Source organism: Propionivibrio sp., assembly GCF_047602565.1.
Taxonomy (GTDB): Bacteria; Pseudomonadota; Gammaproteobacteria; order Burkholderiales; family Rhodocyclaceae; genus Propionivibrio.
This window is the reverse complement of the sequence record NZ_JASGGX010000001.1, coordinates 2,139,043-2,165,477: the sequence shown is the minus strand read 5'-3', so window position 1 is coordinate 2,165,477 and position 26,435 is coordinate 2,139,043. Positions and strand designations below refer to the sequence as shown.

The following is a 26,435-nucleotide window of genomic DNA, read 5'->3' as shown; positions in this document are numbered from 1 at the left end:
ATGACCGACTACAACGAGGCGTTCAAGGACATCCCCGGCACCGTGGTGTTCGACGCGACCCAGTCGCGGCTGGGGTTCCACCTCAACCAGTTCTGCATGTCGCTGATGAAGGCGGCCAACCGGGACGCGTTCAAGGCCGACGAGGCGGCCTACCTGAAGAAGTTCCCGATGAGCGAGGAACAGCGCCAGGCCGTGCTCGCGCGCGACTACAACCGGCTGCTCGCGCTGGGCGGCAACATCTATTTCCTGGCCAAGATCGGCGCCACCGACGGGCATTCGTTCCAGAACCTGGCGTCGAAGATGACCGGCGTGTCGGAGGACGAATACCGCGCCATGATGGTCGCCGGCGGCCGTTCGCCCGAGGGCAACCGCAGCAAAAAGGACGGAGAGAAGGGAGGAAAAGCGCATGGCTAGGATCGTCGCCGGAGTCGCCACCTCGCACGTGCCCGCCATCGGCGCGGCGATCGACCAGGGCAAGACGCAGGAACCGTACTGGCAGCCGCTGTTCGCCGGCTTCGAATTTTCCAAGCGCTGGATCGCCGAACAGAAGCCGGACGTGGTGGTGCTGGTCTACAACGACCACGCCTCGGCCTTCTCGCTCGAACTGATCCCGACCTTCGCCATCGGCTGCGCCGAATCGTTCGCGCCCGCCGACGAGGGCTGGGGGCCGCGCCCGGTGCCGGTCGTCGAAGGGCATCCGGAGCTGGCGTGGCACATCGCGCAGTCGACCATCCTCGACGAGTTCGACATGACCATCGTCAACCGGATGGAAGTTGACCACGGGCTGACCGTGCCGCTGTCGCTGATGTTCGGGCAGCCGGCGGCTTCCAACTTTCACTGGCCGTGCAAGGTCATCCCGCTGGCGGTGAACGTGGTGCAGTATCCGCCGCCGACCGGCAACCGCTGCTGGAACCTCGGCCGGGCCATCCGCAAGGCGGTCGAGTCGTTCGAGCCGGACCTCAAGGTGATGATCTGGGGCACCGGCGGCATGTCGCACCAGTTGCAGGGGCCGCGCGCCGGGCTGATCAATCGCGCGTTCGACACCGCCTTCCTCGACGGCCTCACCCGCGACCCCGCCGCGCTGGCGCGCATCCCGCACCTCGACTACGTGCGCGAAGCCGGGTCCGAGGGCATCGAGCTGGTCATGTGGCTGATCATGCGCGGCGCGCTGGCGGCCGACGCCAGGGAAATCTACCGCTTCTACCACGTGCCGGCGTCCAACACGGCCGTCGGCCACATCATCCTGGAGAACCCATGAAACTCGTCCTCGCCGGTGCCGGCGCCTTCGGCGTCAAGCACCTCGAAGCCCTGCGGAACATCGACGGCGTCGAAGTCGTCTCCCTGGTCGGCGCCCGGCGCGACGCCACGCAGGAGGTCGCCGCGCGCTTCGGCGTCGGCCACGTCGCCACCGACCTGGCCGAAGCCCTCGCGCAACCGGGCGTCGAAGCTGCGATCCTGTGCACGCCGACGCAGATGCACGCCGCGCAGGCCATGCAGTGCCTGCGCGCCGGCAAGCACGTGATGGTGGAAATCCCGCTGGCCGACCGCCTGGAAGACGCCGAGGCGGTGGCCCGCCTGCAACAGGAAACCGGCCTCGTCGGCATGGTCGGCCACACGCGCCGCTTCAACCCGAGCCACCAGTACCTGCACAAGAAGATCGCGGCCGGCGAGCTGAACATCCAGCAGATGGACGTGCAGACCTATTTCTTCCGCCGCACCAACATCAACGCGCTCGGCCAGCCGCGCAGTTGGACCGACCACCTGCTGTGGCACCACGCCGCGCACACGGTCGACCTGTTCGCCTACCAGACCGGCGGCGAGATCGTCGCCGCCAACGCGCTGCAGGGGCCGATCCATCCGGCGCTGGGCATCGCCATGGACATGTCGATCCAGTTGAAGAGCAGCACCGGCGCGATCTGCACGCTGTCGCTGTCGTTCAACAACGAGGGGCCGCTCGGCACCTTCTTCCGCTACATCTGCGACAACGGCACCTACATCGCGCGCTACGACGACCTGTTCAACGGCAAGGAGGAGAAGATCGACGTGTCGCGGGTGGACGTGTCGATGAACGGCATCGAGCTGCAGGACCGCGAATTCATCGCCGCCATCCGCGAGGGCCGCGAGCCGAACGCCGGCATCGCCCGGGTGCTGCCGTGCTACCGCGTGCTGCACCAGCTCGAAACGCAGCTCAAGGCGGCGGGATGAACGCGATGAGCCTGCCGCGCCGGCGCATCGGGCCGCTCGACGTTTCCGCCATCGGCCTGGGCTGCATGAGCCTGAGCGAGAACTACGGCGCGCCGCCGTCGCCGGAAGTCGCGGAAGCGGTGCTGCTGCGCGCGCTGGACCTCGGCATCGATTACTTCGACACGGCGGCGCTGTACGGCTTCGGCGAAAACGAGGCGCTGCTCGGGCGCGTGCTCAAGCCGCACCGCGGCCGGATCGTGCTCGCCAGCAAGTGCGGCGTGACCGGCGTGGACGGCAGGCGCGTGGTCGACAACCGGCCGGAGACGCTGCGGCGGACCTGCGAGGAATCGCTGCGCCGGCTGCGCACGGACGTCATCGACCTCTACTACCTGCACCGGCTGGACCGGCGGGTGCCGATCGAGGACAGCGTCGGCGCGCTGGCCGACCTCGTGCGCGCCGGCAAGATCCGCTGCATCGGCGTCTCGGAAATGTCGGCGGCGACGCTGCGGCGGGCGCACGCGGTGCATCCCGTCGCCGCCGTGCAGAGCGAATATTCGCTGTGGACGCGCGAGCCCGAGATCGCCGTGTTCGACGCCTGCCGCGAACTCGGCGCGGCCTTCGTGGCCTTCAGCCCGCTGGCGCGCAGCTTCCTCACCGGCGCGCTGTACGACCCGGCCGCGCAGTTCGAGCCGGGCGACATCCGCCTCGGCATGCCGCGCTTCCAGCCGGCGAATTTCTGCACGAACCTCGCACTGCTGGAGCCGTACCGGCAGATCGCCGCCGAGGCCGGCTGCTCCATGGCGCAGCTGGCGCTGGCGTGGGTCCTGGCCAAGGCGCCGTTCATCGTCCCGATCACCGGCACGAAGAATCCGCGGCACCTGGAGGAGAGCGTCGGCGCGGCGGCGGTGTCGCTGACGCCGGAGATCGTCACCCGCCTGGACCGGCTGATCAACCAGCGCACGGTTGCCGGTCACCGCTACAACGAAACCACGCAGAAGGACATCGACACCGAGACGTTCGACGCGGCCTGACCGCAGGGAGAAAACCATGAGCAGTCCGAAACCCAGGCATGAGATTCCCGGCACCACCCTGTTCGACGGGGCGCAGGCGCGCAAGGGCTACGCGCTCAACAAGATGTGCTTCTCGTTCAACTCGGCGGAGAACCGCGCCGAGTTCGTGCGCGACGAGGAGGCGTATTGCACGAAGTACGGGCTCACCCCCGAGCAGCGCGCGGCGATCGCCAGCCGCAACGTCCTGCAACTGCTCGCCGCGGGCGGCAACGTCTATTACCTCGCCAAGTTCGCCGGAATCTTCGGGCTGGACATGCAGGACATCGGCGCGCAACAGACCGGTATGAGCAAGGAAGCGTTCAAGGCCAAACTGGCCAATGCGGGAGGATGATCATGGCCACCATCGTCGGCAGCATCACCACCTCGCACGTCCCCGCCATCGGCGGCGCCATCGCCAGGAAGCGGCAGCAGGAGCCGTACTGGAAGCCGTTCTTCGACGGCTTCCATGCCGCGCGCGACTGGCTGGCGAAGGCCCGGCCGGACGTTGCCGTGGTCATCTACAACGACCACGGGCTGAATTTCTTCCTCGACAAGATGCCGACCTTCGCCGTCGGCGCGGCGCCGGAATACCGCAACGCCGACGAAGGCTGGGGCCTGCCCGCGCTGCCGCCGCACCGCGGCGACGTTGACCTGTCCTGGCACCTGATCGAGGCGCTGATCGCCGAGGAATTCGACCTCACCACCTGCCAGGAAATGCTGGTCGACCACGCCTTCGCGCTGCCGATGGAACTGCTGTGGCCGGGGCCGTCGCCCTGCCCGGTGCGCACCGTGCCGGTATGCATCAACACCGTGCAGTTCCCGCTGCCGACGCCCGCGCGCTGCTTCAAGCTGGGGCTGGCCATCGGCCGCGCCGTCGAATCGTGGGACAGCGACGCGCGGGTGGTGATCGTCGGCACCGGCGGCCTGTCGCACCAGCTCGACGGGCAGCGGGCGGGCTTCATCAACCGGGAATTCGACCAGCTGTTCATGGAAAAGCTGGTCGGCGATCCGCTGTGGGTGACGCGCTATTCGATTCCCGATCTAGTCGAGCTGACCGGCACCCAGGGCGTCGAACTGCTGATGTGGCTGACCGCGCGCGGCGCCTTGCCGGGGGACGTGAACAAGGTGCATGCCAACTACCACGTGCCGATCTCCAACACGGCCACCGGGCTGATGGTTCTCGAAGCGGTATGAAAACGGAGAAAGGCGGCTAACCACGGCGACACGGCGGGCACGGCGAAAGGCGAGAATTTGTTCTGGTCATCTCGCCGCGCCGCCGTGGTTGAACCGGGTTTCCGGAACGAAAAACAGGAGGGGAATTCCATGCGCGTACAAGTCGCCATCGTCGGCGCCGGTCCGGCCGGCCTGATTCTGGGGCAATTGCTGCACAAGGCGGGGATCGACGCGATCATTCTCGAAGTGCATACGCCGGAATACGTCCTCGGGCGGATTCGCGCCGGGGTGCTGGAGCAGGTGGCGGTCGATCTGCTCGACGAGGCCGGCGTCGGCCGGCGCATGCACGCCGAAGGGCTGGTGCACCGGGGCATCGACCTGCTCATCGGCGGCCGCCGCCACCGCATCGACCTGCACGGCCTGACCGGCGGCAAGACGGTGATGGTCTACGGCCAGACCGAACTGACCAAGGACCTGATGGAAGCGCGCCTGGCCGCCGGCCTGAAGACGGTCTACGAGGCGAAGGAAGTCAGCGTGCACGACTTCGATTCGCACCATCCGCGCGTGCGCTACGTGAAGGATGGCGCCACGCACGAGATCGAGTGCGATTTCATCGCCGGCTGCGACGGCTTCCACGGCGTCTGCCGCGCCAGCGTGCCGCGCAACGCCATCGCCAACTACGAGCGCGTCTATCCCTTCGGCTGGCTGGGCCTGCTCTCGGACACGCCGCCGGCCTCCGAGGAACTCATCTACGTCAAGCACGAGCGTGGCTTCGCCCTGTGCAGCATGCGCTCGCATACGCGCAGCCGCTACTACCTGCAGATGCCGCTCTCCGAGCACGTCGAGCACTGGCCCGACGAGCGCTTCTGGGACGAACTGCGCCGCCGCCTCGACCCGCAGACCGCCGAAACGCTGGTCACCGGACCGTCGATCGAGAAGAGCATCGCGCCGCTGCGCAGCTTCGTCGCCGAGCCGCTGCGCTTCGGCCGCCTGTTCCTGGCCGGCGACGCGGCGCACATCGTGCCGCCGACCGGCGCCAAGGGCCTCAACCTGGCCGCCTCGGACGTGCGCTACCTGTCCCGCGCGCTGGTCGACTTCTACCACGGCAGCACGTCCGGCATCGACCATTATTCGGAGCGCTGCCTGAGCCGCATCTGGAAGGCGGAACGCTTCTCCTGGTGGATGACCCTGCTGCTGCACCGCTTCCCGGACACCAACGCCTTCGACCGCAAGGCGCTGGAGGCCGAACTCGACTACGTCGTGCACTCCCTGGCGGCGCGCACGACGCTGGCGGAGAACTACGTCGGGCTGCCGTTCGCGGACTGAGCGCCGGGCGGAATCCGGGCGCGGCCGAACGAGCGCAGGCTACCGGCCCGCGCCGAGCCGGCGTTCCCGCCAGGCTTCGAGATCCGCCCGCGTGATCGACGTCTCCTGGTGATTGATGTTGCCGGGCAGGCCGTCGCCGGCCCACTGCTCGGTCGCCCAGCGCTTGATGTCGGCGGCCAGCTCGCCGTGCTCGACGGCGTGCACCAGCATCACCTCCGCGTCGTGGATCGACAGCGATTCGCCGGCGATCAGTTCCGCCGCCGCGCGCAGCGACAGCGCCCCGTTGCGGCCCGGTTTCGCTTCCCGTGTGTCCATTTCCCCCTCCTTGGCTGACCCTGTGATGACTGATACTTCTTTTCGGCGGAATCGTTCCCCGAATTACCCCACAGAACGCCGGGACAAACCTGTGGATAAGACCTGGAAAGCACGCTCAGCCCCTTCATGGAAAAGGAAATTTCGGAACTGCCCGGAAAATAGGCAGATCGCCGGGCCGTTTTCAGCGGCATCTGGCCCAGTTCTTTGATGGGCAAGCGGCCTTGAGGCGGGATTTCTTCAGTAAAAAAGCCGGCCATCCGATGGCCGGCCAAAGGAGGTGGTAGTTGCGGATTATTTGTGCGTGCCGCGATATTTTTCGAGTTCCGACATGACTTCGGCGACGAAGGCGGGGCCGATGAGCTGGGTGTGTTTTTCGATCACGGGCTTCAGCCGCTCCCGCATCTTGTCCAGTTCGGCCGGCGGCAGCACGGTGACTTCCATCTTCTTCGCCTTGAGTTCGTCCAGCGCCCTGGCGTTGACTTCGCGCGAAACCTTGCGCTGATAGACGCTCGCTTCGGCGCCCGCTTCCTGGAGGATCTTCTTCTCGTCGGCCGTGAGCCGGTCCCAGACCTTCTTGCTCATGGCCAGGAAGGACGGCTGATAGACGTGGTTGGTGATGGCCAGGTACTGCGAGACTTCGTAGTATCTGCCGTCCAGGACGTTGATCAACGGGTTCGACATGCCGTCGATGGCGCCCGTCTCCAGCGCGGAGAAGGTCTGCGAGAAACCCATCGGCGTGGCGTTCGCGCCCAGCGCGTTGACCAGGTTGACATACACGGCCGTGGTCTGGACGCGCAGCTTCTGGCCCTTGAAGTCGTCCGCGGTCCTGATCGGGTGTCCCTTGCGGGTGTGGAAGTGGCGGAAGCCGAGTTCGAAGAAGGACAGGGTGATGACGCCCTTGTCGGCCATCTTGTCCTTCAGCTTGTCGCCGATCGGCCCGTCCATGATGAAGTCGGCCTCTTCGGCGGACTTGAACATGAACGGAAATTCCAGCACCAGGTTTTCCTTGACGCTGCCTCCCATGTTGTTGAGGGTGCCGATCATCATGTCGAGGATGCCGCCCTGCAGCCCGGAAAGGCTTTGCAGGTCGTTGCCGAGCACGCCGTTCGAAAATATCTTGACGGTCATCTTGCCGCCGCTCTTCTTCTCGACCAGTTCGGCGAACTTGATCCCGCCCTGGTTTTGCGGGTGCGTTTCGCTGTTGGCGGCGGAAATCCGGAATACGTGGTTCCCCACCTGCGCGGCCGCGCCTTGCATGCCCGACGCCCAGAGGCCGGCGGACAGGGTTATCGCGGCGAATAAAGGTGAAATCCGTTTGACCATGGAACTCTCCTATCAATGTTGTGAATTACCGGGTGTTTCCTGATCCGGCCTGCGGCCGGCGCGTCGGAATCGGCTCTCTTCGGAACAATCACGCGGGGGGAAGGAACTTGAGAATGTGCTGGGCGACGGTGCACAGTTCGCCTTTCTGGTTGAAGACCTCGACCTTGGCGAAGGTCTTCATGCTGGCCGGATCGGTCTCGGTCACCGTGTACCGGGCGGTGAGGGTGTCGCCGAAGAAGATCGGCTTGACGAAACGCAGCCGGTCGTAGCCGTACGACACGCTCGGAATCTCGGCCTTCTGCTGCACCTGGATCAGCGTCGAGGCGGTCGAGGAAATGGCCAGCGACAGGATGCCGTGCGCGATGCGCGTCCCGTAGGGCGTCGTTTTCATGAATTCCTCGTTGGTATGCACCTGCGAGAAATCTCCCGTGATGCCGGCGAACAGATAAACGTCCGATTCGCTGACGGTCTTGGTGAAGGAGCAGGTGTCTCCCGTTTTCAGCGGCAAACCTGGGGTCATGGTCATTTCTCCTGATGGGTTTGAATTGCGGGCCGGGCCCGCTGGTTGCGCCATTCCTCCCCGATCCCCATGATCCCGGCGCGGAACAGGCGCGCATCCATGGTCTTGACGGGGCTGGCCATCCTGGGCGTGAATTCCATGTGCGCCAGGACGTCGCGCCGGATGTCGATGCCCGGCGCGACTTCGGACAGTTCGACGCCGTCGGGCGTCAAGCGGAAGACGGCGCGCTCGGTGATGAACACGACCTCCTGGCCGCGCCGGGCCGCGTCCGCCCCGTTGAAAGTGATTTCCGGCACGGCGGCGACCAGCTTGCGGAACTTGCCTTCCTGCTCGATGCGCAGCCGGCCGCCGGTGAATGAAACCTTCAGGCCGCCGGCGGTCAACGTGCCGCAGAAGACCACTTTCCGGCTGTTCTGCGAGATCTCGATGAAGCCGCCGGTGCCGACGATCCTGCCGTTGAAGCGATGCACGTTGACGTTGCCGGACTGGTCGAACTCGGCAAAGCTGAGGAAGCTCGCGTCGAGCCCGCCGCCGTCGTAGAAGTCGAACTGCGACGGCATGTCCATCAGCGCCTGCAGGTTGACGGTGGCCCCGAAGAAGATGCCCTGCGCGCCGACCCCGCCGATAGCCCCCGTTTCCACGGTCAGGGTGAAGTCCTCGTTGACCCCTTCCTCGCGGGCGACCACGCCGATGCCGTCGGCGATACCGACGCCGACGTTGCCGACGTCGCCGGGGCCGATTTCCATGAGCGCCCGCCGCGCCACCAGCTTGCGCTCGGTGAGCGGCAGCGGCGCGGCGTCGCCTTCCTCCATGATGAAGTCGCCGGAGAAGAAGCGGCTGGTACCGGTGTACAACTGCGTCTGTTCGGGGACGACCACCAGCGCATCGACCAGAAAGCCGGGAATGCGCACGCTGCGCGGGTGCAGGCTGCGCGCCTTGACCACCTTTCCCACCTGGCAGATGACGATGCCGCCGTTGTTGTGCGCGGCCTGGGCCATGGCCAGGGTATCGAGATAGCAGATCTCGTCCTCCATGCTGACGTAGCCGTCGGCGTCGGCCGTCGTGCCGCGGATGAACGCCACGTCGATGGGGATCGTCCGGTAGAACAGGTAGTCCCGCCCGTCGACCGCCATCACCTGGACGATGTCCTTCGTGGTGACTTCGTTGAGCTTGCCGCCGGTCTGCCGCGGGTCGATGAAGGTGCCCAGCCCGACGTGCGTCAGGATGCCGGGCTGGCGGGCGGCGGCGGCGCGCAGCAGCTGGCTCATCACGCCTTGCGGCAGGTTGTAGGCTTCGATGCGGTTGTCCTGGGCCATCTCGGCGAGGCGCGGCGATTGCGCCCAATGCCCGCCGATGACGCGGCGCACGAGTCCGGCTTTGGCCAGCACGGACATGCCGCGCTCGGCGCGGTCGCCCATGCCAGTGGCGTGATAGAAGGTCAGGTTGCGGGGCTGGCCGCTCGTTTCAAATCGGCGGACGAGCGCCTGGATCAACGCCGTGGGTTCGACCACGCCGCCCCCGGCGCCGCAGAGGGCGACCGTCGCGCCCGAGGGGACGAGCTCGATGGCCTGATCGGCGGAAAGCTGCGGTACCCGTGTTCCCGTTCTGGTGCTGCGCATTTTCGATGTGTCCCTGGAACCGTACGGGACGCATCGTATAGGAAGCGGATGTGGATATAATCAGGCTAATTATTAATTCACTGTCTACGGATCATGGATAATCTGCCGCTGCTTTCCGATCTCGGCCTCTTCTGCGAAGTCGTGCGCCGCCCCAGCTTCGCGGTGGCGGCCAGCGAGCTCGGCAAGTCGCCGGCCTATATCAGCAAGCGCATCGCCATCCTCGAAAAGACGCTGAACGTCCGGCTCTTTCACCGGACGACCCGGCAGGTGGCGATCACCGAAGAAGGGGAGGCCGCCTACGTCTGGGCGAAGAAAATCCTGGAGGCCGCGCAAGGCCTGGTGGAAAACATCAGCGACCGGGACGTCGAGCCGCACGGCGTGCTGCGCATCACCAGCACGTTCCGCGTCGGGCGGCGGCATCTGGCGCCCATCCTGTCCGAGCTGGCCCGGCGCTACCCGGCGCTGGAAATCTGGCTCGAAGTGACGGACCATCCGGTGGACCTGATCCGCGAAGGCATCGACATCGACATCCGCATCGGCGAGGTGACCGAGCCGCACGTGTATGCCCACCGGATTCTGGCCTCGAAGCGCATCCTGTGCGCCGCCCCGGCGTATCTCGAACGCCACGGCTGTCCCGGCTCGCTGGCCGAACTGGCGCGGCACCACTGCCTGATCCTGCGCGAACGCGACCAGGCCTTCGGCGTCTGGCGCCTGCATGGCCCGAACGGCATCGAGACCGTCAAAGCCATGGGCACGATGTCCACCAACAACGCGGACATCGCCCGCATCTGGGCGCATGCGGGGCAGGGCATCCTGCTCGTGTCGGACCGCGACGTCCGGGACAGCGTGGAGTCGGGGGAACTGGTCCAGTTCCTCCATGAATACTGGCAGCCCGCCGACGTGTGGGCGGTCTGCCGGACGCGCCTGGCGGATTCGCCCAAGCTGCGCGCGTGCGTCCGCTTCCTGCAGGAGCAGATGACCCGCGGACCCCATGCCCTGATCCGGCCCTCCGCCGATCCCGGCGAGTGATCCGGTTCCCGACCGCCCTTATTCGCCGCTTCTGTCGCGCAGGAACAGGCTGGCGCAGAGTTCCCGCAGCCAGCGGTTGCCGGGGTCGTTGTGGTAGCGCGAATGCCAGTGCTGCTTGACGGTGAACCCCGGGATCGGGATCGGACAAGGGAAGACGCGCAGTCCGTAGAGCCGCGCCAGCGTTTCGCCGATGTGGCGCGGCAGGGTCACCAGCAGGTCGGTGGTCGACACGATGGCGGGCAGGCCGAGGAAGCCCGGCAGTTCGAGCACCACCCGGTGCTCCAGGTGATGCCGTTCCAGGCTGGCGTCGAGCAGGCGGTGGCCGGTTCCCGAAACGATGTTGATGTGCCCCTCCTGCGCGTAGATTTCGCGGCTCAGCGCCTCGCCGATGCGCGGATGCCGCGTGTTGGCGAGGCACACCCAGTCTTGGTTGTACAGGCTCTGCTGGTAGAAGCCGGCGTCCAGCTCGGGAATCAGCCCGAGCGCGAGGTCGGCCTCGCCGGCTTCGAGCCGCTGCGCCGTGCGCTCGTCGATGCGTTCGGCGCCCAGGCGCACGCCGGGCGCCACCGAGCGCACGTGGGCGAGCAGTTGCGGCAGCAGGGTGATGTGGCTGGCGTCGGTCATGCAGATGCGGAAGCGGCGCTCGCTGGTGGCGGGCTCGAACCGGGCCTCGCGCTGGGCCAGATAGCGCAGCGATTCGAGCGCCTGGCGCACGGTGCCGATCAGCGCGTCCGCCTCGGGCGTCGGCAGCATGCCCGACGGCGTGCGCACGAACAGCGGGTCGCCGAGCTGCCGGCGCAGCTTGCCGAGCCAGATGCTGACGGTCGGTTGGGCGAGGTCGAGCTGTTCGGCGGCGCGTGTCACGCTGCGCGTGTCGTAGATCAGCTCGAACAGCTGGAGCAGGTGGGCGTCGAGCAGCGGCGCCGGTGCGGCGTCTTTTTTCATGATTGTGAAACGCAATGGAACGGATTTCTATTATTGCATAGACGTCCTGCCAGGGGCTGATTACAGTCTTCCAATCCTTCAGTAAGGCTTTGAACGGGAAGGGAGAATGGCCGTATCGGGGGAGGCGTGCCGGGAGATTTCACGGCCTACCGCGACCATTCGCCCATGCCGGTTTGTAGCGCCCTTTTGCCGTTGTGTACACCCGTGCTTGGCAAAAGGTTTGAAGCCAGTGCGTCAGCATTTGGCCTCGGTGGCCTGCCGGCGAAATTCTTTTTGGCGTGGCCGGCAGGCCCTTTTTTTCTGAGGGAAGGGATTGCAAAGGCAGGTGTTAACGGAGGGCCTCGCCGTTTCGAGGCCGGCATTCTTCAAGGAGACAAACATGCAAGCAACGAAATACGCGGGTGTCGCCACGATCGTGCTGTTCGGCGGGCTGGCGGCTTCGGCGGGGTACGCGCAAGTGAACGAACACACGTTCCGCATCTCCATCGCCGGCGCGCCGGGCCATCCTTCGGTGATGGGCGCGGAGAAGTGGGCTGAGCTGCTCAAGGAAAAGAGCGGCGGCAAGCTGACGCTGAAGGTCTTCCCGAACGGCGTGCTGGGCGGCGACGTGCAGGTGCTGTCGGCCGTGCAGGGCGGGACCATCGATTTCACCTCGATGAACTCGGGCATCCTGCAATCGCAGGTCAAGGAATTCGCCATCTTCGACTTCCCGTTCATGTTCGAGAGCGGCAGGGAGGCCGATCCGATCCTCGACGGCCCGTTCGGCAAGAAGCTGGCCGACCTGACGCCGGCCAAGAATCTGTACAACCTGGCCTACTGGGAACTGGGCTTCCGCAACCTGACCAACAACAAGCACGCGATCAACAAGATGGAGGACATCGCCGGCCTGAAGATCCGCGTGATCCAGTCGCCGATCTACATCGAGACGTTCAACGCGCTGGGCGCCAACGCGGTGCCGATGCCGATCACCGAGGTCTATACGGCGATGGAGCAGAAGATCATCGACGGACACGAGAATCCGTTCTCCGTCATCGAGACCAGCAAGTTCTACGAGGTCCAGAAATTCCTGACCGTCAGCAACCACATCTACAACCCGCAATCGGTGCTGGCAAGCAAGAAGAAGTTCGACGCGCTGACCAAGGACGAGCAGGCCCTGCTGACCTCGACCCTGGCCGAAGCGACCAAATGGCAGCGTGAAAACTCCCGGAAGCTGGCCGAGGAATCGCTGGCCAACCTGAAGAAGACGATGACGGTGACGGTGCTGTCCCCGGACGAGATCGCCAAGATCCGCGTGAAGATCAAGCCGGTGATCGACAAGTTCGCCGCCAACGTCGGGCCGGATCTGGTCAAGGAACTGCAGACCGAACTCGAGAAGGGCCGCAAGAAGTAAGCCGCCATAGCGATCGGCGCTCGGACGCCGAGGTCGAGCCCCGCAAGAGGCCATGGTTCATTGCCGTTCAGCTGGCGCTGAACGGCAATTTCAATTCCAGGCGATGGCGATCAAATGAGCGGCTTCATTGCGATATGCCCTCTTTCCGCAAGCTCATCTGTTCCTTCAAAAATTCCAGGCAAATCCGCACTTTGGCTGATTGGGCCGAGCGCGACGAGGAAACGGCAAGTACATCGGCCGGCTGGTGATATTCGGGCAGTACCCTCACCAGCGATCCGTTGTTCATGCTTGCCGCGAACAGCCAGTCGGCGCTGCACGCGATCCCGTGCCCTGCGTGGACCCAGTCCAGCACCACGTCGATGTCATTCGACGCCATGCTGCCCGAAACCTTGGCCGATTCCCAACCGCGCGGCCCCGTCATGCGCCAGGTGCCGAAGGGCTCTTCGCGCTCCCGCAGCAATACGCATTCATGGTGCGCGAGATCGGCGACGCTGCGCGGCATGCCGTATTTCGCAACATAGGCCGGCGCCGCGCAAAGAATGCGCGAACTGGCCATGATGCGATGCGCGATGAGATGATGTTCGCGCACCTCGCCGGCGCGAATGTCAAGGTGGAAACCTTCGCCGATCAAGTCGGCGCGGCGGTCGAGCAGTTCCAGCCAGACGTCGATTTTCGGGTAGCGGTGTTTGAAGCGGGACAGCGCCGGAGTCAGATGCACCCGGCCCAGTTTGGCGCTGGAACTTATGCGGATCGGTCCGCCCGGTTCGCTCTTGGTTTCCGAGACGTCGTTCTGCATGCCTTCGACGTCTTCAAGGATTTTCTGAGTCCACTGGTACACCTTCGATCCTTCGTCCGTCAGGTTGACCTGCCGCGTGGTGCGGTTGAACAGCCTGACGCCAAGGGATTGCTCCAGCATGGAAATCCGCTTGCTGACGAAGGTCGGCGCCACTCCGTACTCCCTCGCCGCGGCGACGAAGCTGGATTTGCGGGCCACCGTACTGAAAAGGCGCAGATCGTATAGCTGCGGATCAATATCCATTATTTGGTTCCTAATAAGAGAACTGATTGATGGATAATATATCATTTGGTTCGTATTAGACTCGCTCACGTGCTTGGATAAATCACCAGGAGGAGAGCGAGAATGAAAAAAACCGCGGTCGTCGGCGCCGGCGCCATCGCCTACTGTCATGCGGAAGCACTGACGAAACTGGGCATAAAGATCTGCGGCGTCATCGACGTCAATCAGGAAAGCGCCAGGAAGCTGGCGGACAAATACGCTACGACGGCCGTCCGCGATCTTGCGGAAATCGTGCAGTCGCTGGACATGGTGCATATCTGCACCCCGCCGTCCTTCCGCATCGATTACGCGAGGATTGCGATGGAGGCCGGCTGCCATGTCGTCATGGAGAAGCCGATGGCGATTACCGTCGCCGACGCGGAAATCCTGGTCGAAATGGCGCGTACCAACGGCGTCCGGCTGATGATCGACTTCAATCACCGCTTCCGCGCCGGCTTCCAGGAATTGCTCAAGGTGGTCGAATCCGGCGAGATCGGCGACGTCGTCAACGTCTTCGTCAACCGCATGGGCATGCTGGGCGGCAATGCCGGGACGCAGAACGACACGTGGCGGCGCAAGGCCGACACCGTATGCGGCATGAGCATCGAATCGCTGTCGCACGATATCGACATGATTTATCAACTGGTCGGACCCGTCTCCACGGTGAAGGCCGATGTGCGCGGCACGTTCGCCGATGCCCCGAAATTCGACAACAACGCCAACGTCCTGTTCACCATGCGGAACGGAGCCATGGGCGTCATCAACGCCAGCTGGTCCTCCTACTTGAAGGGAAGCTCGCGCGGCGTTTTCGGCACCAAGGGAACGGTCATCCTCGAAGGCGACGATCTGTTCGATTTCACTCGGTTGCGTATCCGCACCCAGGACATGGCCCACGAAAAAGTCGTCAAGTTGAACGACATCTATAACTTCACGACATGTCCGTCATATTTCAACGCCAACAGATATTTCATCGAATGCATGGAAAAAGGCGTCGATTCGACGGCCTCCGGACAGCACGCCCTGGCAACGCTGAAGGTCTCGCATGCCATTCTGGAAGCGGCGCGGACACAGGCAACCGTAGCGCTTTGAACAAAGGAACGACCATGAAAAATATTGGAATCATCGGTTTGGGCAACATGGGTATGGGCATGGCGAAGAATCTGACCGCCAAGGGATTCGATGTCGCCGGTTTCGACATGAATGGCGAGGCGCTGGAAAGCCTGGCCAGGCTCGGTGGAAAGAAGTGCAAGGACGCGGCGGCCGTGGGCGCCGTTTCGGAGGTGGTCTTCGTCATGGTCGTAAACGCCGCCCAATCCACGGTGGTGATCACCGGGAAAAACGGCCTGCTGGAGACCATGAAGCCCGGCTCCATCATCGTGGTGACGGCCACGATCGGCAGCGCGGCGGTGAAGAAACTCGCGGCACAGGCCGGAGAACGTCACGTCACCGTGATCGATTGCCCGGTGTCCGGCGGTCAAAAGGGCGCGGAAGCCGGGGCGCTGACCTTGATGGCCTCCGGCCGCAGGGAAGACTTCGACCGTTGCGCCGACGTTTTTGCCGCCATCGCCAGGAACGTAAATTTCGTCGGCGCGGAAGTCGGCCAGGGACAGATTGTCAAGGCCTGCATGCAAGGGCTGGTCGGCTGCATCTATTCCGGAATGTTCGAAGCCATGATGCTCGGCGTCAAGGCCGGCGTCAGCGCGGAGGTATTGTTCTCCGTGATCGGTACTAGCGTCGCCAACACGCCGTTGTTCCAGGGCGCGATTCCTGCCGTCATGGACCGCAGGTTCAAGGGCACCGGCTCCAACATCGTCAACACCTACAAGGATCTGACGATCACCCTGGCGCTGGCCGAGGAATGCGGCACGCCGATGATGACGACCGGAACGGCGAAGCAATTCTTTCAGGCCGGCATCACCAAGTTTCCCGACGAAGACAACCAATGCCTGATCAAGGTGCTTGAGGACATCGTCGGCATCGAGGTCAAGCGCGGCGCCTGAAGCAGCAGCAGGCGAGGTGCGGCGTTTTTCATCCGGATGGCCTCTCCGCTTTGAGGCCCATTAAGACTCAGGAGGCAAACATGAATATGAAGCAAACAACCCGGCATGTGTCTGCAGCGCTATTCACCGTTTGTTGCGCGACGGCCGTGCAGGCGCAGGTCAACGCCCACACCTTCCGGATTGCCATCACCGGAGCACCGGGGCATCCTTCGGTGATGGGGGCTGAGAAATGGGCCGAATTGCTCAGGGAAAAGAGCGACGGCAAGCTGATCCTCAAGATTTTTCCGAGCGGTGTGCTCGGGGCGGATGTGCAGGCGCTTTCGTCCGTGCAGGGCGGCACCATCGATTTCACGGCGATGAACTCGGGGATTCTGCAGACGCAGGTCAAGGAATTCGCCATCTTCGACTTCCCGTTCCTGTTCGAAAGCGGCAAGGAAGCCGATCCGATTCTTGACGGCGCGTTTGGCAGGAAACTGGCCGACTTGTTGCCGGCCAAGGGGCTGATCAACGTCGCCTTCTGGGAATTGGGATTTCGCCAGATCACGAACAGCAAACGCATGCTGAGCAAGGTCGAAGATATCAATGGCCTGAAAATCCGCGTGATCCAGTCGCCGGTTTACATCGACACGTTCAACGCACTCGGCGCCAATGCCGTGCCGATGCCGATGACCGAGGTCTATACGGGACTTGAGCAAAAGATCATCGATGGCCAGGAGAATCCATTCTCCGTGGTTGAAACGAGCAAGTTGAACGAGGTCCAGAAATACCTGACCGTATCCAATCACATGTACAACCCCCAGTCGGTGCTGGCGAGCAAGAAGAAGTGGGACACGCTGACGAAAGACGAGCAGAACCTCCTGATGGCCACGGCGGCGGAAGCCACCAAGTGGCAGCGCGAGAACGCGCGGAAACTGGCGGAGGAGTCGCTGAACAACCTCAAGAAGACGATGACGGTGACGGTATTGCCGCCTGACGAGATCGCCAAGATTCGTACCAAAGTCAGGCCGGTGATCGACAAGTTCGCCGCCAGCGTCGGTCCGGAACTCGTCAAGGAGTTGCAGGAGGAACTCGAAAAAGGACGCAAAAAATAATTCGCCATCGCAGCGTCAATTCGATAACGAATCATTACGTGCGATCTTTTCGGCAACCTGTATCCGCTGCATCCCGTTTGAGCGCAGTTGTGCTCCCGCACTTTCTTGGGCAGCAACAGGGAAGTGCGTTTTTTTGACGACGGCGGCTTACACGAAACGATCTGCTCCGTGCCATGGAATCCGCGTCCCGCAAGGGTCTCTGTAGTTATTTATTGCCAAACACAATGAGAAATATTTTATTTATTGCGTTCACACTATTGGTCGCGCTGACTAAAGTTCGCGTGTCCTTCAGCAACGCCGTTGGCGGAAAGAGAGAACAACAATGAAGATTTGCATGCTGGGCGCCGGCGCCCTGGGCTGTTCGATCGGCGGCGTGCTGGCGCGGGGCGGTTCGGACGTGATTTTCGTCGACCGCTTCCAGGCGCACGTCGACGCGATCAACGCCAACGGGCTGAAGATGCGCTTCGACGACGGCGACGAAACCGTCGGGATCAAGGCCTATACGAGCTGCGAGGGGCTTGCCCCGGTCGACCTGGTCATCGTGCTGGTCAAGTCCGCGGCCACCCGCGCGGCCATCGAGTCGGCGCGCCCGCTGGTGAGCCCGGACACGCTGGTGATGTCGATCCAGAACGGGCTCGGGCACGAGGAAATCCTGGCCGAGGTGGTCGGCCGCGAGCACGTGCTGGCGGCCAAGACCTACGTCGGCGGCGTGTTCCTCGAACCCGGCCACATCGTCTCGGGCTACAAGGGCAAGCAGACCTACATCGGCGAGCTCGACGGCCGCCTGACGCCGCGCCTGCTGGCCGTGGTCGACGAATTCAACAAAGCCGGCCTGCTCGCCACCGCCAGTACGAACATCTACGGGACGATGTGGGACAAGCTGCTGGTCAACGTGGCGACCGGCGCCGTGTGCGCGATCACCCGCCTGCCCTACGGCTGGCTGTACAAGGTACCGGAGATCGAGCAGACCGCGCTGGCCGCGGTCGCCGAAGGCATCGCCGTGGCCAGGGCCAACGAGATCGGGCTGGTCTCGGAGGACCCCAGGTATTTCTGGGATCTGGCGGCCGAGGGCCTGCCGGCCGGATTCAAGACCTCGATGCTGCAAAGCCTGGAAAAGGGCGAAATCACCGAGGTCGATTTCATCAACGGATCGGTGGTGCGCTGGGGCGAACGCTCCGGCATCGCCACGCCGGTCAACCAGACGCTGGTGGCCCTCACCAAGGGCATCGAGAACTTCCAGCAACACTTCGGCAAACGCTAGGGGGCGGAGCATGGCTTACGGCAGGAAATCCTACGTCGAGCACGTGGCGATCAAGGTCAGGGACATCGACTGGCATCTCCGTTTCTTCCGCGACGTGCTGGGCATGGCCGTGCGCGAACTCATGGGGCCGGAAGGCAAGCCCGAAAAGGCGTGGACCATTGGCGGCATGCAGTTCAACGTCGATCCGGACTTCAACGGCCCGGAAGGGCGCCTGGCGCACCTCGGGATCATGGTCGAGGACCTCGAAGCGGTCCTCGCCGAGGCCGCCAGGTGGGGCGTCCGCGAACTGCCGATGGGACGCAACTGGCTGGCGCTGCCGGACGGGCTGGAGCTCGAACTGATGCAGGCGCACGCGAACTCCGTCGCCGAGGCGCTGGCCGTCCAGCCGCGCGCCTGAGAACCGACCGAACAGACTTCGAGGGGGAATGAGCATGGCCAAGAAAGAACTTTATTTCGACGAAATCAAGGTGGGCGACAAGGGCATCAGCCCGTCCTACACCTTCACCGAGGAGCGCATCAACGCCTACGCCGAACTGACCGGCGATTTCACGCCGGTGCACGTCGACGAGGAATACGCCAGAAAGACGCCGTTCGGCACGCGCGTCGCGCACGGCCTGTTCGGACTGTCGGTGGCCGACGGCCTGAAGACGCAGAGCGAATACTGCTTCCAGCCGGGCATGTCGCTCGGCTGGGAATGGAGCTTCGTGCTGCCGATCAAGATCGGCGACACCTGCCACATTGAGTTCCAGGTGGCCAGCGTGCGTGAATCGAAGAGCCGTCCGGGTTGGGGCATCGTCATCGTGCCGGTCGAGCTGATCAACCAGCGCGGCGAGGTCGTCCAGAAGGGCGAGCACCGCGTGATGGTTCCCTGCAAACCGAAAGACTGAGCAACCGTCACCCCGGCGCAAGCCGGGGTCCAGGCGTTGAACTCGCTGGATTCCGGCGTTCGCCGGAATGACGAATCCAAAAAGGAAAACAAGCCATGGCAACCCAACCACTCCCCCTGGCCGGCATCCGCGTCGTCGATTACAGCCACTTCCTGGCCGGCCCCTTCGTCTCGCGCTGCCTGGCGGCGCTCGGCGCCGAGGTGATCAAGGTCGAGCGTCCGAAGGAGGGCGACGCCGGCCGCTCGCACGCCTACCTCGTCAACGGCCAGAGCGGCTACTACCTGCAGCAGAACATGGGCAAGCAGGGGCTGTGCGTCAACATCAAGGACCCGCGCGGGCTGGAACTGATCAAGAAACTGGTTAACTCGGCCGACGTGTTCGTCGAGAACTACCGGCCGGGCGCGCTGAAGAAGCTCGGGCTCGGCTATGAAGACCTGGCGAAGACCAATCCGGGGCTGGTCTACTGCTCGGTCTCGGCCTACGGCCACACCGGCCCGGACGCGCCGCGTCCCGGCTTCGGCCTGATCGCCGAGGCCAAGAGCGGCATCATGGCCATGGTCGGCTCGCCCGGCGAGGCGCCGCCGCTGCTACGCATCGCGCTCGGCGACATGTACACCGGCGCCAACGCCGTCGGCGCCATCTGCGCCGCGCTGCTCGGCCGGGTGAAGTCCGGGCGCGGCCAGCACATCGACCTGGCGCTGTACGACTGCCTGGTCTCGATGCACGAATACGCCATCCAGTGCTACACGCTCTCCGGCGGCCAGGACATTCCGCAGCAGACCGGGCACGACCTGCCCAACTCCACGCTCTACGGCGTGTTCACGGCAAAGGACGGCTACGTGGTCATCGCCGCGCAGGTGGACGACGCCTGGAAGCGGCTGGCCACCCTGATCGGCGGCGAGGCGCTGGCGGGCGATGCGCGCTTCCATACGCAGGCGGGGCGCAACGCCAACCGGCTGGAAATCCTCGGCATCGTGCGCGCGTGGGTCGCGCAATACACGGTGGCGGAATGCCTGTCCATCCTCGACGGGATCGACGTGCCCTGCGCCAAGGTGCAGAACATCGACGAGGTGCTGGCCGATCCGCAGATCCAGGCGCGCGGCATGGTCGTCGAGCAGCAGCACCCGGTGCTCGGCCCGATCCGCCTGGGCAACCTGCCGTTCCATTTCTCGGAGTGCGATACCACGATCACCACGCCGGCGCCGCTGCTCGGCCAGCACAACCGCGACGTCGCGGCCAGCCTGGGCTACTCGCCCGCGCAGATCGAGGCGATGGTCGCCGAAGGCGTGCTGTACGCCGAGGCTGCCGCCGGCACGTAGGAGAGGGCCATGACCGACAAGTACGCGGTGATCGGCAATCCGATCGGGCACACCAAATCGCCGCTGATCCACCAGACCTTCGCCCGGCAAAGCGGGCAGGACCTCGAATACACGGCCATCGAAGGCCGCCCCGGCGGCTTCCGCGAGGACGCGGAAGCCTTCCGCCGGGCGGGCGGCCGCGGCATGAACGTCACCGCGCCGTTCAAGCTCGACGCCTTCGCCTACGCGACCGACCTGACCGAACAGGCCCGCCTCGCCGGCGCGGTCAACGCCCTGAAATTCGAAGGCGACCGGATTCTCGGCCAGAACTTCGACGGCATCGGCCTGACCCGCGACATCGTGCACAACCTCGGCGCGCCGCTGCGTGGCAGTCGCGTGCTGCTGCTCGGCGCCGGCGGTGCGGCGCGCGGCGCCATGCTGCCCTTCCTCGAACAGAAGCCGGCGCGGCTGCTCCTGGTCAACCGCACGCTCGGCAAGGCGCAGGCCCTGTTCGAACAGTTCAAGCCCTACGCCGAAGGCGAGTTCGCCTACGCCTCCTACCCGGAACTCGCGGACGCGGCGGCAGACTTCGACCTGGTGATCAACGCCACGTCGGCGAGCCTGCGCGGGGAACTGCCGCCGGTGCACACCCGCGTCTTCGCGCACGCCTCGCTGGTCTATGAGCTGGCTTACGGCAAGGGCCTGACGCCGTTCCTGAGCCTGGCGCGCGGCGCCGGGGGAGCGCGCCTGGCCGACGGCGTGGGCATGCTCGTCGAACAGGCGGCCGAGGCCTTCGCCTGGTGGCGCGGGGTCCGCCCGGCAACCGCCGACCTGATCAAGACGCTGACGGTGCCGCTCGCGTAGCGCAGATATGCCGCCGGCACGACCGATTTACTGTATCGTTCAACCCAGACTGAAAGGTCCATCATGAAAATCCTGATGCTGCACGGAATCAACCACAACATGTTCGGCAAGCGCGATCCGAAGCAATACGGCACGATCACGCTGGCGCAGATCGACCAGAAGCTGGTCGACCTCGGCAAGGAACTCGGCGCCGAGATCGAAAGCTTCCAGACCAACCACGAAGGCGAGATGGTCGAGCGCATCCACAAGGGCTACTTCGACGGCGTCGACGCCGTGCTGATCAACGCCGGCGCGTGGACGCACTACAGCTACGGCATCCGCGACGCGCTGGCCATCCTGACCTGCCCGGTGATCGAGGTGCACATGTCGAACATCCACGCGCGCGAGGCGTTCCGCCACCATTCGTGCTTCGCCGAGATCGTCAAGGGGCAGATCTGCGGCATCGGCGTGGATGCCTACCTGATGGCGCTGCGCGCGGCCGTTTCCGACGTGCAGGCCACGAAGAAATAAAACGGGGAGCGCGGGGGGCGATGGGTTCAGGCACGACGGCAGCGACGGCACCACCCACACCCCCGGCGCATCCCGAGCACCCCCACGCGGGGCGCGGCATCCTGATGGCCCTGCTGGCCACCGTCGCCTACGCCGTCGTCGACACGCTGTCCAAATACCAGGCGCGCGAGTACCCGGTCATGATGATCGTGTGGGCGCGCTATTTCGTGCCGCTGGTGCTGCTCCTGGCCGTGTTCCTGCCCAGGTTCGGCACGCGCATGCTGCGCACCGCCTTTCCCATGGTGCAGATGATCCGCGGCGTGCTGCTCACGGCCGGCACCATCTTCATCGTCTTCGCCTATCGCGTCATGCCGATCGCCGAGGCGCAGGCCATCAGCTTCATCCATCCCGTCCTGCTCACCGTGCTGGCGGTGCTCTTCCTGCGCGAAAAGGTTTCCGCGCTGGGCTGGGCGGCGGTGCTGCTCGGCTTTTCCGGCGTGCTGATCATCGTGCGGCCCGGCGGGGGACTGTTCACCCCGGCCGCCTTCCTGCCGCTCGGGCTGGCGTTCAGCTTCTCGTCGTACCAGATCTTCACGCGCCTGATTGCCGGCAAGGAGAGTTCGCTCAATTCGCTGTTCTGCGTGCTGCTGGTCGGCTCGCTGGCGATGAGCGTGGCGCTGCCTTTCGCATGGCTCGATCCGACGCCGAAGGGGCTGTTCTTCTTCGCCCTGATCGGCGTGACCTCCGGCATCGGGCACTTTTCGACGATCAAGGCGCTGGAATTCGCCCCGGCCTCGCTGCTCGCGCCATTCGCCTACATCCAGCTCCTGTGGGTGAGCATCCTCGGCGTGCTCGTCTTCGGCGACTTCCCGGACGCCGTGACGCTGGTCGGCATGGCCGTCGTGGTCGCCGGCGGGCTGCTCGTCGCCGCGTCGCGCCGCCGGCAGGCGGGCAGGATGGCCGGGCAGGCCGCAAGCTGAACGAGGGGCATCCGAAACACGGGTTTTTCCATGCTCTACCGCATCGTCTCCATTGTTTTTCCCCTCTTCGCAGTAGTGATGGCCGGCTACCTGTATGCCCGCAAACGCGGCTCGGACATGGCGGCGGCCAACCGGATGAACATGGAGGTATTCCTCCCGGCGTTGATCTTCACGGCGCTGGCCGGGAAATCGTTCAACCTTGCGGACAACCTTCCGATCGCCATCGGCTGCACCGTGGTCGTCGTCGGTTCGGGGATGCTGGCATGGCCAGTGGCGCGTCTTCTGCGGATCGATCCGAGGACCCTGGTGCCGACGGCGATGTTCAACAACGTCGGCAACATGGGGCTGCCGTTGATGTTGTTCACCTTTGGCGATCAGGCGCTAGGCGCCGCCGTGGTCATGATGCTGATCCTGACGGTGATGCAGTTTTCACTGTCTCCCTGGCTGCTGGGAAATCGGGTTTCCCTTGCCGCGATGTGGCGCGAACCGTTCCTGATCGCCGCCGCGCTAGGCGTGACCGTCAGCCTGAGCGGCGTTGCCTTGTGGCCGCCCGTGTTGTCCGCATGCAAGCTGTTGGCCGATATTTCCCTCGGACTGATGATTTTCTCGCTTGGCGTGCGCCTCGCGTCGACGTGGGTCGGGACGATGTTGGGGATCGGTACCGTCGGGGCGATCGTCACGCCGGTGACGGGGATGCTGCTGGCGTGGGCGTTTGGTCTGCTGGCCGGCCTGAGCAAGCCGGATATGGATATCCTGTTCCTCTTCGGGGCGCTGCCGCCGGCAGTCTCGTGCTTCATCTTCGCCGACCGCTACCGTTGCGAGCCCGACAAGGTGGCGGCGATCGTCATGATCGGCAATGCCTCGGCCCTGTTCTTCATTCCGCTCGCGCTGGCCTTACGTCTTTGACGGCGTGGAGCCGGGGGCGCCTGAACATCCGCCTAGTCCAGTTCGTTTTTCCGAGCCGGCTTGATCGTCAATCCAGCCAGAATTCCTTGCCGACGTCGCTCAACTGCTGATCGAGGTAGTCGGACATCAATCTGACGCGCGCGAAGCTGCGCGTGTCGGCGTGGGTGATCAACCAGTACGAACGCAGCAACCGGACGGTTTCCGGCAAGATGCGGACGAGTGAGGATTCGTTGCGGGCCATGTAGAACAGGCAGCACTCCGATTCCCGCGCTCCCGAGCATCGCGGTCATCTGGCTGATGACGTTGGAAATGTGCAGTGGCGGAGCGATGTTCTTGGAGACTTGCGGCAGGTAGTTCAGCTCCTGTGTCCACATCAGGTCTTCGACGTAGCCGATCCAGCGATGATGCTCGAGGTCTTCGCGTGAACGAATGGGCGGACGTGAATCGCAGTAGGTGCGCGAAGCGTAAAGACCCAGTGAGTAATCGACCAGCTTGCGCGCATAGACACGGCCGTCCTCGGGCGGTCCCATGCTCACGGCAAGATCAGCCTCCCGCTTGGAAAGGCAGAAATGACGCGGGTTGGCGACGAGCTCTATCTCGAGCCCCGGATACAGGTCGCTGACTTTTGCGATGCGCGGCGCGAGGAAATAGGTTCCGAACCCTTCCGGCGTGCCGATTCTGACTTTTCCCGTAAGCCCCGCGGATTCGTCCTCGAAGCGCGAACGCATGCGCAAGGTCAACGCCTCGACGGCTTCCGCGTCTTCGACAAGATGCTTTCCTTCCGGCGTCAGAAAACACCCCTCCTTTCGCCGGTCGAACAGAGGAACGCCCATGGCCGACTCCAGCGACGCTATCCGGCGGCTCAGGGTCGAATGGTCAATGCCCATCTGCTGCGCGGCGACCGTGATCCGTTCCGCCCGGGCCAGCGCGAGAAAAGCCTGCAGATCGTTCCAGTCGAACTTAGGCATGGGATTTTTTGCACACGAGGTCTGCCATTTTTCGCATTCCTATTCCGAATTCGTGCTGATAGGATTTTTCCACGCCTTCGCCGGAGTCCGTCGGTTGGCAGGGCAGAAAAGACAAGGATGGCGCAGTTCTTCACGAGGGAGCGCGTGAAAAATGTGGGAGGGATGTTGGCACAAACAGAGGGCAAGAACAATCGGGCGACGGGACGATCGCTGCCCGATAACCGGGCCGTTCCTTGGCTAGATCGCCAGTAAATCGACCTGGCTTCCGCCTGATTGATTCCGAATGATTGAAAGATATGCCGGCGCCAAATGGGGTGCCAGGCACCGGGGACGTTTTGCGCCAAGAAAATGTTGGTGATCGTTTTGTTGACGTGTTTTTTAACGGGAGAAGTTCATGTCGCTGATTCAAAAACTCAAGGCTCGTGCCGAACAAGGTAAACCTGTCCGAGTGGCGGTCATCGGCGCCGGCAAGTTCGGCTCGATGTATTTGTCGCAGGCTCCGCGGACCCCTGGGATTCATCTCGTCTGTGTCGCTGATCTTTCGCCGGATCGCGCCCGCGCATCGTTGACGCGTGTCGGCTGGCAGGCGGATCGCTTCGAGGCCAAGTCGCTGCAGGAGGCTGCACGGACGGGGAAGACGTTTATCACCGATGACGCCGATGCCATGATCGCCAGCGACTTCGTCGATGTGGTCATCGATTCGACGGGAAGTCCGGCGGCGGGCATTCATCATGCGCTGCTCTGCGCGGCGAATCGCAAGCACATCATCATGGTCAACGTGGAGGCCGACGTCCTGGCCGGGCCCTTGCTCGCCCGCCGGGCGGCGGAAGCCGGCGTCATCTATTCCATGGCCTCCGGCGACCAGCCGGCCTTGATCGCCGAGCTCGTAGACTGGGCGCGCACGATCGGCATGGAAGTGATATGCGCCGGCAAGGGAACGAAGTACTTGCCGATCTACCATCAATCGACGCCGGACACGGTGTGGGGGCACTATGGCTTTACCGAAGCCCAGGTGGCCGGCGGCGATTTCAATGCCCAGATGTTCAACTCTTTCCTCGACGGGACCAAGTCGGCGCTGGAAATGGCCGCCGTCGCCAACGGCTGCGAACTGACCGCGCCGTCCGACGGCCTGAAATTCCCGCCGTGCGGCGTCGATGACCTGCCGCACATCCTGCGTCCCTTCTCCGACGGGGGTACGTTGCCGCAGAAAGGCATGGTGGAAGTGGTCTCCTCGATTGAGCGCGACGGCCGGCCGGTCTATCGCGATCTGCGCTGGGGCGTGTATGCCGTTTTCGAGGCGCCGTCGAACTACGTGCGCGACTGTTTCGCGCAATACGGCCTCAAGACCGACAGCACGGGCCGCTATGCCGCGATGTACAAGCCCTATCACCTGATCGGCCTGGAACTGGGCATCTCGGTGGCGACCATTGCCTTGCGTGGCGAGGCGACCGGGGCGACCGGCGACTGGCGCGGCGACGTCGCGGCGACCGCCAAGCGCACGCTCAAGGCTGGCGAGAAACTGGACGGCGAGGGCGGCTTCACGGTCTACGGCAAGCTCATGCAGACGGCCGATTCGCTGCGCCTCGGCGCGCTGCCGATCGGCCTCGCGCACAACATGGTGCTCAAGAATGACGTGCTGGCCGGCCAGCCGGTTCGCTGGTGCGACGTCGATTTCGATCCGGCCAAACAGGCCGTCGGCGTCCGTCGCGAGATGGAAGCCTTGTTCCGCAAGGAGCTCGGTCTGTAGGCGCGTTGCGCTCC

28 protein-coding genes are annotated in these 26,435 nt (G+C 64.2%); 21 read left to right on the top strand and 7 right to left on the bottom strand.

What is annotated here, in order from left to right; genetic code table 11:
- From ligA to pobA, 7 genes are all read left to right on the top strand, one after another.
- Positions 1 to 414 (top strand): protocatechuate 4,5-dioxygenase subunit alpha, encoded by a 414-nt coding sequence (gene ligA, locus QM701_RS10085; RefSeq protein WP_415166932.1) that lies wholly within the window; start codon positions 1 to 3, stop codon positions 412 to 414.
- On the top strand, positions 407 to 1,258 hold the full coding sequence (locus QM701_RS10080; RefSeq protein ID WP_415166931.1) for a class III extradiol dioxygenase subunit beta: 852 nt from the start codon (positions 407 to 409) through the stop codon (positions 1,256 to 1,258). Before ligA ends, QM701_RS10080 begins: the two co-directional genes overlap by 8 nt.
- Entirely contained in the window at positions 1,255 to 2,205 is a 951-nt protein-coding gene (locus tag QM701_RS10075) for a Gfo/Idh/MocA family oxidoreductase (protein ID WP_415166930.1), read from the top strand. Before QM701_RS10080 ends, QM701_RS10075 begins: the two co-directional genes overlap by 4 nt.
- Positions 2,202 to 3,215 (top strand): aldo/keto reductase, encoded by a 1,014-nt coding sequence (locus QM701_RS10070; RefSeq protein ID WP_415166929.1) that lies wholly within the window; start codon positions 2,202 to 2,204, stop codon positions 3,213 to 3,215. Before QM701_RS10075 ends, QM701_RS10070 begins: the two co-directional genes overlap by 4 nt.
- A 16-nt stretch (positions 3,216 to 3,231) precedes the next feature.
- Positions 3,232 to 3,585 carry a protocatechuate 4,5-dioxygenase subunit alpha gene (locus QM701_RS10065; RefSeq protein ID WP_415166928.1) on the top strand — a complete coding sequence of 118 codons (354 nt, stop codon included), beginning with the start codon at positions 3,232 to 3,234 and terminating at the stop codon, positions 3,583 to 3,585.
- 2 nt (positions 3,586 to 3,587) lie between these two features.
- Complete coding sequence (locus QM701_RS10060; RefSeq protein WP_415166927.1) at positions 3,588 to 4,427, top strand: class III extradiol dioxygenase family protein; 840 nt, start codon at positions 3,588 to 3,590, stop codon at positions 4,425 to 4,427.
- A gap of 129 nt (positions 4,428 to 4,556) precedes the next feature.
- Positions 4,557 to 5,732 carry a 4-hydroxybenzoate 3-monooxygenase gene (gene pobA, locus QM701_RS10055; protein WP_415166926.1) on the top strand — a complete coding sequence of 392 codons (1,176 nt, stop codon included), beginning with the start codon at positions 4,557 to 4,559 and terminating at the stop codon, positions 5,730 to 5,732.
- A gap of 39 nt (positions 5,733 to 5,771) precedes the next feature.
- Here pobA and QM701_RS10050 read toward each other — a convergent pair whose 3' ends face one another.
- From QM701_RS10050 to QM701_RS10035, 4 genes are all read right to left on the bottom strand, one after another.
- A complete protein-coding gene (locus tag QM701_RS10050) occupies positions 5,772 to 6,047 on the bottom strand; it encodes a hypothetical protein (RefSeq protein WP_415166925.1) in 276 nt (91 codons plus the stop codon).
- A gap of 291 nt (positions 6,048 to 6,338) precedes the next feature.
- On the bottom strand, positions 6,339 to 7,370 hold the full coding sequence (locus QM701_RS10045) for a DctP family TRAP transporter solute-binding subunit (protein ID WP_415166924.1): 1,032 nt from the start codon (positions 7,368 to 7,370) through the stop codon (positions 6,339 to 6,341).
- Between the two features lie 88 nt (positions 7,371 to 7,458).
- On the bottom strand, positions 7,459 to 7,890 hold the full coding sequence (locus QM701_RS10040) for a MaoC family dehydratase (RefSeq protein WP_415166923.1): 432 nt from the start codon (positions 7,888 to 7,890) through the stop codon (positions 7,459 to 7,461).
- 2 nt (positions 7,891 to 7,892) lie between these two features.
- Positions 7,893 to 9,509 (bottom strand): acyl CoA:acetate/3-ketoacid CoA transferase, encoded by a 1,617-nt coding sequence (locus QM701_RS10035; RefSeq protein WP_415166922.1) that lies wholly within the window; start codon positions 9,507 to 9,509, stop codon positions 7,893 to 7,895.
- A gap of 93 nt (positions 9,510 to 9,602) precedes the next feature.
- On the opposite strand from QM701_RS10035, the gene QM701_RS10030 reads away from it, so the two are divergent.
- Entirely contained in the window at positions 9,603 to 10,538 is a 936-nt protein-coding gene (locus QM701_RS10030; protein ID WP_415166921.1) for a LysR substrate-binding domain-containing protein, read from the top strand.
- Between the two features lie 18 nt (positions 10,539 to 10,556).
- On the opposite strand, the gene QM701_RS10025 is transcribed toward QM701_RS10030, so the two are convergent.
- Positions 10,557 to 11,483, bottom strand: coding sequence for a LysR family transcriptional regulator (locus tag QM701_RS10025; RefSeq protein WP_415166920.1), 927 nt, complete (start codon positions 11,481 to 11,483; stop codon positions 10,557 to 10,559).
- Positions 11,484 to 11,862: 379 nt separating this feature from the next.
- Between QM701_RS10025 and QM701_RS10020 the strand changes: the two genes are divergently transcribed.
- Entirely contained in the window at positions 11,863 to 12,873 is a 1,011-nt protein-coding gene (locus QM701_RS10020; protein ID WP_415166919.1) for a TRAP transporter substrate-binding protein, read from the top strand.
- Between the two features lie 124 nt (positions 12,874 to 12,997).
- Here the strand turns inward: QM701_RS10020 and QM701_RS10015 are convergent, their stop codons facing one another.
- On the bottom strand, positions 12,998 to 13,912 hold the full coding sequence (locus tag QM701_RS10015; RefSeq protein ID WP_415166918.1) for a LysR family transcriptional regulator: 915 nt from the start codon (positions 13,910 to 13,912) through the stop codon (positions 12,998 to 13,000).
- Positions 13,913 to 14,014: 102 nt separating this feature from the next.
- Here QM701_RS10015 and QM701_RS10010 point away from each other — a divergent pair, with 102 nt between their 5' ends.
- From QM701_RS10010 to QM701_RS09960, 11 genes are all read left to right on the top strand, one after another.
- The gene (locus QM701_RS10010) at positions 14,015 to 15,019 is read left to right on the top strand and encodes a Gfo/Idh/MocA family protein (protein ID WP_415166917.1); all 1,005 of its coding nucleotides are present in this window, start codon (positions 14,015 to 14,017) and stop codon (positions 15,017 to 15,019) included.
- Positions 14,905 to 15,930: an NAD(P)-dependent oxidoreductase gene (locus QM701_RS10005; RefSeq protein WP_415166916.1), complete on the top strand. Its 1,026-nt coding sequence runs from the start codon at positions 14,905 to 14,907 to the stop codon at positions 15,928 to 15,930. Before QM701_RS10010 ends, QM701_RS10005 begins: the two co-directional genes overlap by 115 nt.
- An 80-nt stretch (positions 15,931 to 16,010) precedes the next feature.
- Positions 16,011 to 17,021, top strand: a complete 1,011-nt coding sequence (locus tag QM701_RS10000; RefSeq protein WP_415166915.1) for a TRAP transporter substrate-binding protein — start codon at positions 16,011 to 16,013, stop codon at positions 17,019 to 17,021.
- A 322-nt stretch (positions 17,022 to 17,343) separates the two neighbouring features.
- Complete coding sequence (locus QM701_RS09995; protein ID WP_415166914.1) at positions 17,344 to 18,282, top strand: ketopantoate reductase family protein; 939 nt, start codon at positions 17,344 to 17,346, stop codon at positions 18,280 to 18,282.
- 10 nt (positions 18,283 to 18,292) lie between these two features.
- The gene (locus QM701_RS09990) at positions 18,293 to 18,679 is read left to right on the top strand and encodes a VOC family protein (protein WP_415166913.1); all 387 of its coding nucleotides are present in this window, start codon (positions 18,293 to 18,295) and stop codon (positions 18,677 to 18,679) included.
- A 34-nt stretch (positions 18,680 to 18,713) separates the two neighbouring features.
- Complete coding sequence (locus tag QM701_RS09985; RefSeq protein ID WP_415166912.1) at positions 18,714 to 19,169, top strand: MaoC family dehydratase; 456 nt, start codon at positions 18,714 to 18,716, stop codon at positions 19,167 to 19,169.
- A gap of 95 nt (positions 19,170 to 19,264) precedes the next feature.
- Positions 19,265 to 20,488 (top strand): CaiB/BaiF CoA transferase family protein, encoded by a 1,224-nt coding sequence (locus tag QM701_RS09980; RefSeq protein WP_415166911.1) that lies wholly within the window; start codon positions 19,265 to 19,267, stop codon positions 20,486 to 20,488.
- 9 nt (positions 20,489 to 20,497) lie between these two features.
- Positions 20,498 to 21,331: a shikimate dehydrogenase gene (gene aroE, locus QM701_RS09975; RefSeq protein WP_415166910.1), complete on the top strand. Its 834-nt coding sequence runs from the start codon at positions 20,498 to 20,500 to the stop codon at positions 21,329 to 21,331.
- A 63-nt stretch (positions 21,332 to 21,394) separates the two neighbouring features.
- Entirely contained in the window at positions 21,395 to 21,841 is a 447-nt protein-coding gene (aroQ, locus tag QM701_RS09970) for a type II 3-dehydroquinate dehydratase (RefSeq protein ID WP_415166909.1), read from the top strand.
- 20 nt (positions 21,842 to 21,861) lie between these two features.
- The gene (locus QM701_RS09965; RefSeq protein WP_415166908.1) at positions 21,862 to 22,800 is read left to right on the top strand and encodes a DMT family transporter; all 939 of its coding nucleotides are present in this window, start codon (positions 21,862 to 21,864) and stop codon (positions 22,798 to 22,800) included.
- Between the two features lie 30 nt (positions 22,801 to 22,830).
- Positions 22,831 to 23,706: an AEC family transporter gene (locus tag QM701_RS09960; protein WP_415166907.1), complete on the top strand. Its 876-nt coding sequence runs from the start codon at positions 22,831 to 22,833 to the stop codon at positions 23,704 to 23,706.
- A 32-nt stretch (positions 23,707 to 23,738) separates the two neighbouring features.
- Here QM701_RS09960 and QM701_RS09955 read toward each other — a convergent pair whose 3' ends face one another.
- On the bottom strand, positions 23,739 to 24,674 hold the full coding sequence (locus tag QM701_RS09955) for a LysR family transcriptional regulator (protein WP_415166906.1): 936 nt from the start codon (positions 24,672 to 24,674) through the stop codon (positions 23,739 to 23,741).
- A 394-nt stretch (positions 24,675 to 25,068) separates the two neighbouring features.
- Here QM701_RS09955 and QM701_RS09950 point away from each other — a divergent pair, with 394 nt between their 5' ends.
- The gene (locus QM701_RS09950) at positions 25,069 to 26,421 is read left to right on the top strand and encodes an NAD(P)H-dependent oxidoreductase (RefSeq protein WP_415166905.1); all 1,353 of its coding nucleotides are present in this window, start codon (positions 25,069 to 25,071) and stop codon (positions 26,419 to 26,421) included.
- Positions 26,422 to 26,435 lie beyond the last annotated feature (14 nt).

Bases quoted from the DNA above. Each gene is read 5' to 3' on its own strand.
- QM701_RS10080 (WP_415166931.1), top strand. From the start codon at position 407: ATGGCTAGGATCGTCGCCGGAGTCGCCACCTCGCACGTGCCCGCCATC.
- QM701_RS10065 (WP_415166928.1), top strand. From the start codon at position 3,232: ATGAGCAGTCCGAAACCCAGGCATGAGATTCCCGGCACCACCCTGTTC.
- QM701_RS10030 (WP_415166921.1), top strand. From the start codon at position 9,603: ATGGATAATCTGCCGCTGCTTTCCGATCTCGGCCTCTTCTGCGAAGTC.
- ligA (WP_415166932.1), top strand. From the start codon at position 1: ATGACCGACTACAACGAGGCGTTCAAGGACATCCCCGGCACCGTGGTG.
- QM701_RS10025 (WP_415166920.1), bottom strand. From the start codon at position 11,483: ATGAAAAAAGACGCCGCACCGGCGCCGCTGCTCGACGCCCACCTGCTC.
- QM701_RS09965 (WP_415166908.1), top strand. From the start codon at position 21,862: ATGGGTTCAGGCACGACGGCAGCGACGGCACCACCCACACCCCCGGCG.
- QM701_RS09980 (WP_415166911.1), top strand. From the start codon at position 19,265: ATGGCAACCCAACCACTCCCCCTGGCCGGCATCCGCGTCGTCGATTAC.
- QM701_RS10040 (WP_415166923.1), bottom strand. From the start codon at position 7,890: ATGACCCCAGGTTTGCCGCTGAAAACGGGAGACACCTGCTCCTTCACC.
- QM701_RS10000 (WP_415166915.1), top strand. From the start codon at position 16,011: ATGAATATGAAGCAAACAACCCGGCATGTGTCTGCAGCGCTATTCACC.
- QM701_RS10045 (WP_415166924.1), bottom strand. From the start codon at position 7,370: ATGGTCAAACGGATTTCACCTTTATTCGCCGCGATAACCCTGTCCGCC.
- QM701_RS09950 (WP_415166905.1), top strand. From the start codon at position 25,069: ATGTCGCTGATTCAAAAACTCAAGGCTCGTGCCGAACAAGGTAAACCT.
- QM701_RS09990 (WP_415166913.1), top strand. From the start codon at position 18,293: ATGGCTTACGGCAGGAAATCCTACGTCGAGCACGTGGCGATCAAGGTC.
- QM701_RS09985 (WP_415166912.1), top strand. From the start codon at position 18,714: ATGGCCAAGAAAGAACTTTATTTCGACGAAATCAAGGTGGGCGACAAG.
- QM701_RS10015 (WP_415166918.1), bottom strand. From the start codon at position 13,912: ATGGATATTGATCCGCAGCTATACGATCTGCGCCTTTTCAGTACGGTG.
- aroE (WP_415166910.1), top strand. From the start codon at position 20,498: ATGACCGACAAGTACGCGGTGATCGGCAATCCGATCGGGCACACCAAA.
- pobA (WP_415166926.1), top strand. From the start codon at position 4,557: ATGCGCGTACAAGTCGCCATCGTCGGCGCCGGTCCGGCCGGCCTGATT.
- QM701_RS09960 (WP_415166907.1), top strand. From the start codon at position 22,831: ATGCTCTACCGCATCGTCTCCATTGTTTTTCCCCTCTTCGCAGTAGTG.
- QM701_RS09995 (WP_415166914.1), top strand. From the start codon at position 17,344: ATGAAGATTTGCATGCTGGGCGCCGGCGCCCTGGGCTGTTCGATCGGC.
- QM701_RS10070 (WP_415166929.1), top strand. From the start codon at position 2,202: ATGAACGCGATGAGCCTGCCGCGCCGGCGCATCGGGCCGCTCGACGTT.
- QM701_RS10020 (WP_415166919.1), top strand. From the start codon at position 11,863: ATGCAAGCAACGAAATACGCGGGTGTCGCCACGATCGTGCTGTTCGGC.
- QM701_RS10035 (WP_415166922.1), bottom strand. From the start codon at position 9,509: ATGCGCAGCACCAGAACGGGAACACGGGTACCGCAGCTTTCCGCCGAT.
- aroQ (WP_415166909.1), top strand. From the start codon at position 21,395: ATGAAAATCCTGATGCTGCACGGAATCAACCACAACATGTTCGGCAAG.
- QM701_RS10060 (WP_415166927.1), top strand. From the start codon at position 3,588: ATGGCCACCATCGTCGGCAGCATCACCACCTCGCACGTCCCCGCCATC.
- QM701_RS10050 (WP_415166925.1), bottom strand. From the start codon at position 6,047: ATGGACACACGGGAAGCGAAACCGGGCCGCAACGGGGCGCTGTCGCTG.
- QM701_RS10010 (WP_415166917.1), top strand. From the start codon at position 14,015: ATGAAAAAAACCGCGGTCGTCGGCGCCGGCGCCATCGCCTACTGTCAT.
- QM701_RS10005 (WP_415166916.1), top strand. From the start codon at position 14,905: ATGCATGGAAAAAGGCGTCGATTCGACGGCCTCCGGACAGCACGCCCT.
- QM701_RS10075 (WP_415166930.1), top strand. From the start codon at position 1,255: ATGAAACTCGTCCTCGCCGGTGCCGGCGCCTTCGGCGTCAAGCACCTC.
- QM701_RS09955 (WP_415166906.1), bottom strand. From the start codon at position 24,674: ATGCCTAAGTTCGACTGGAACGATCTGCAGGCTTTTCTCGCGCTGGCC.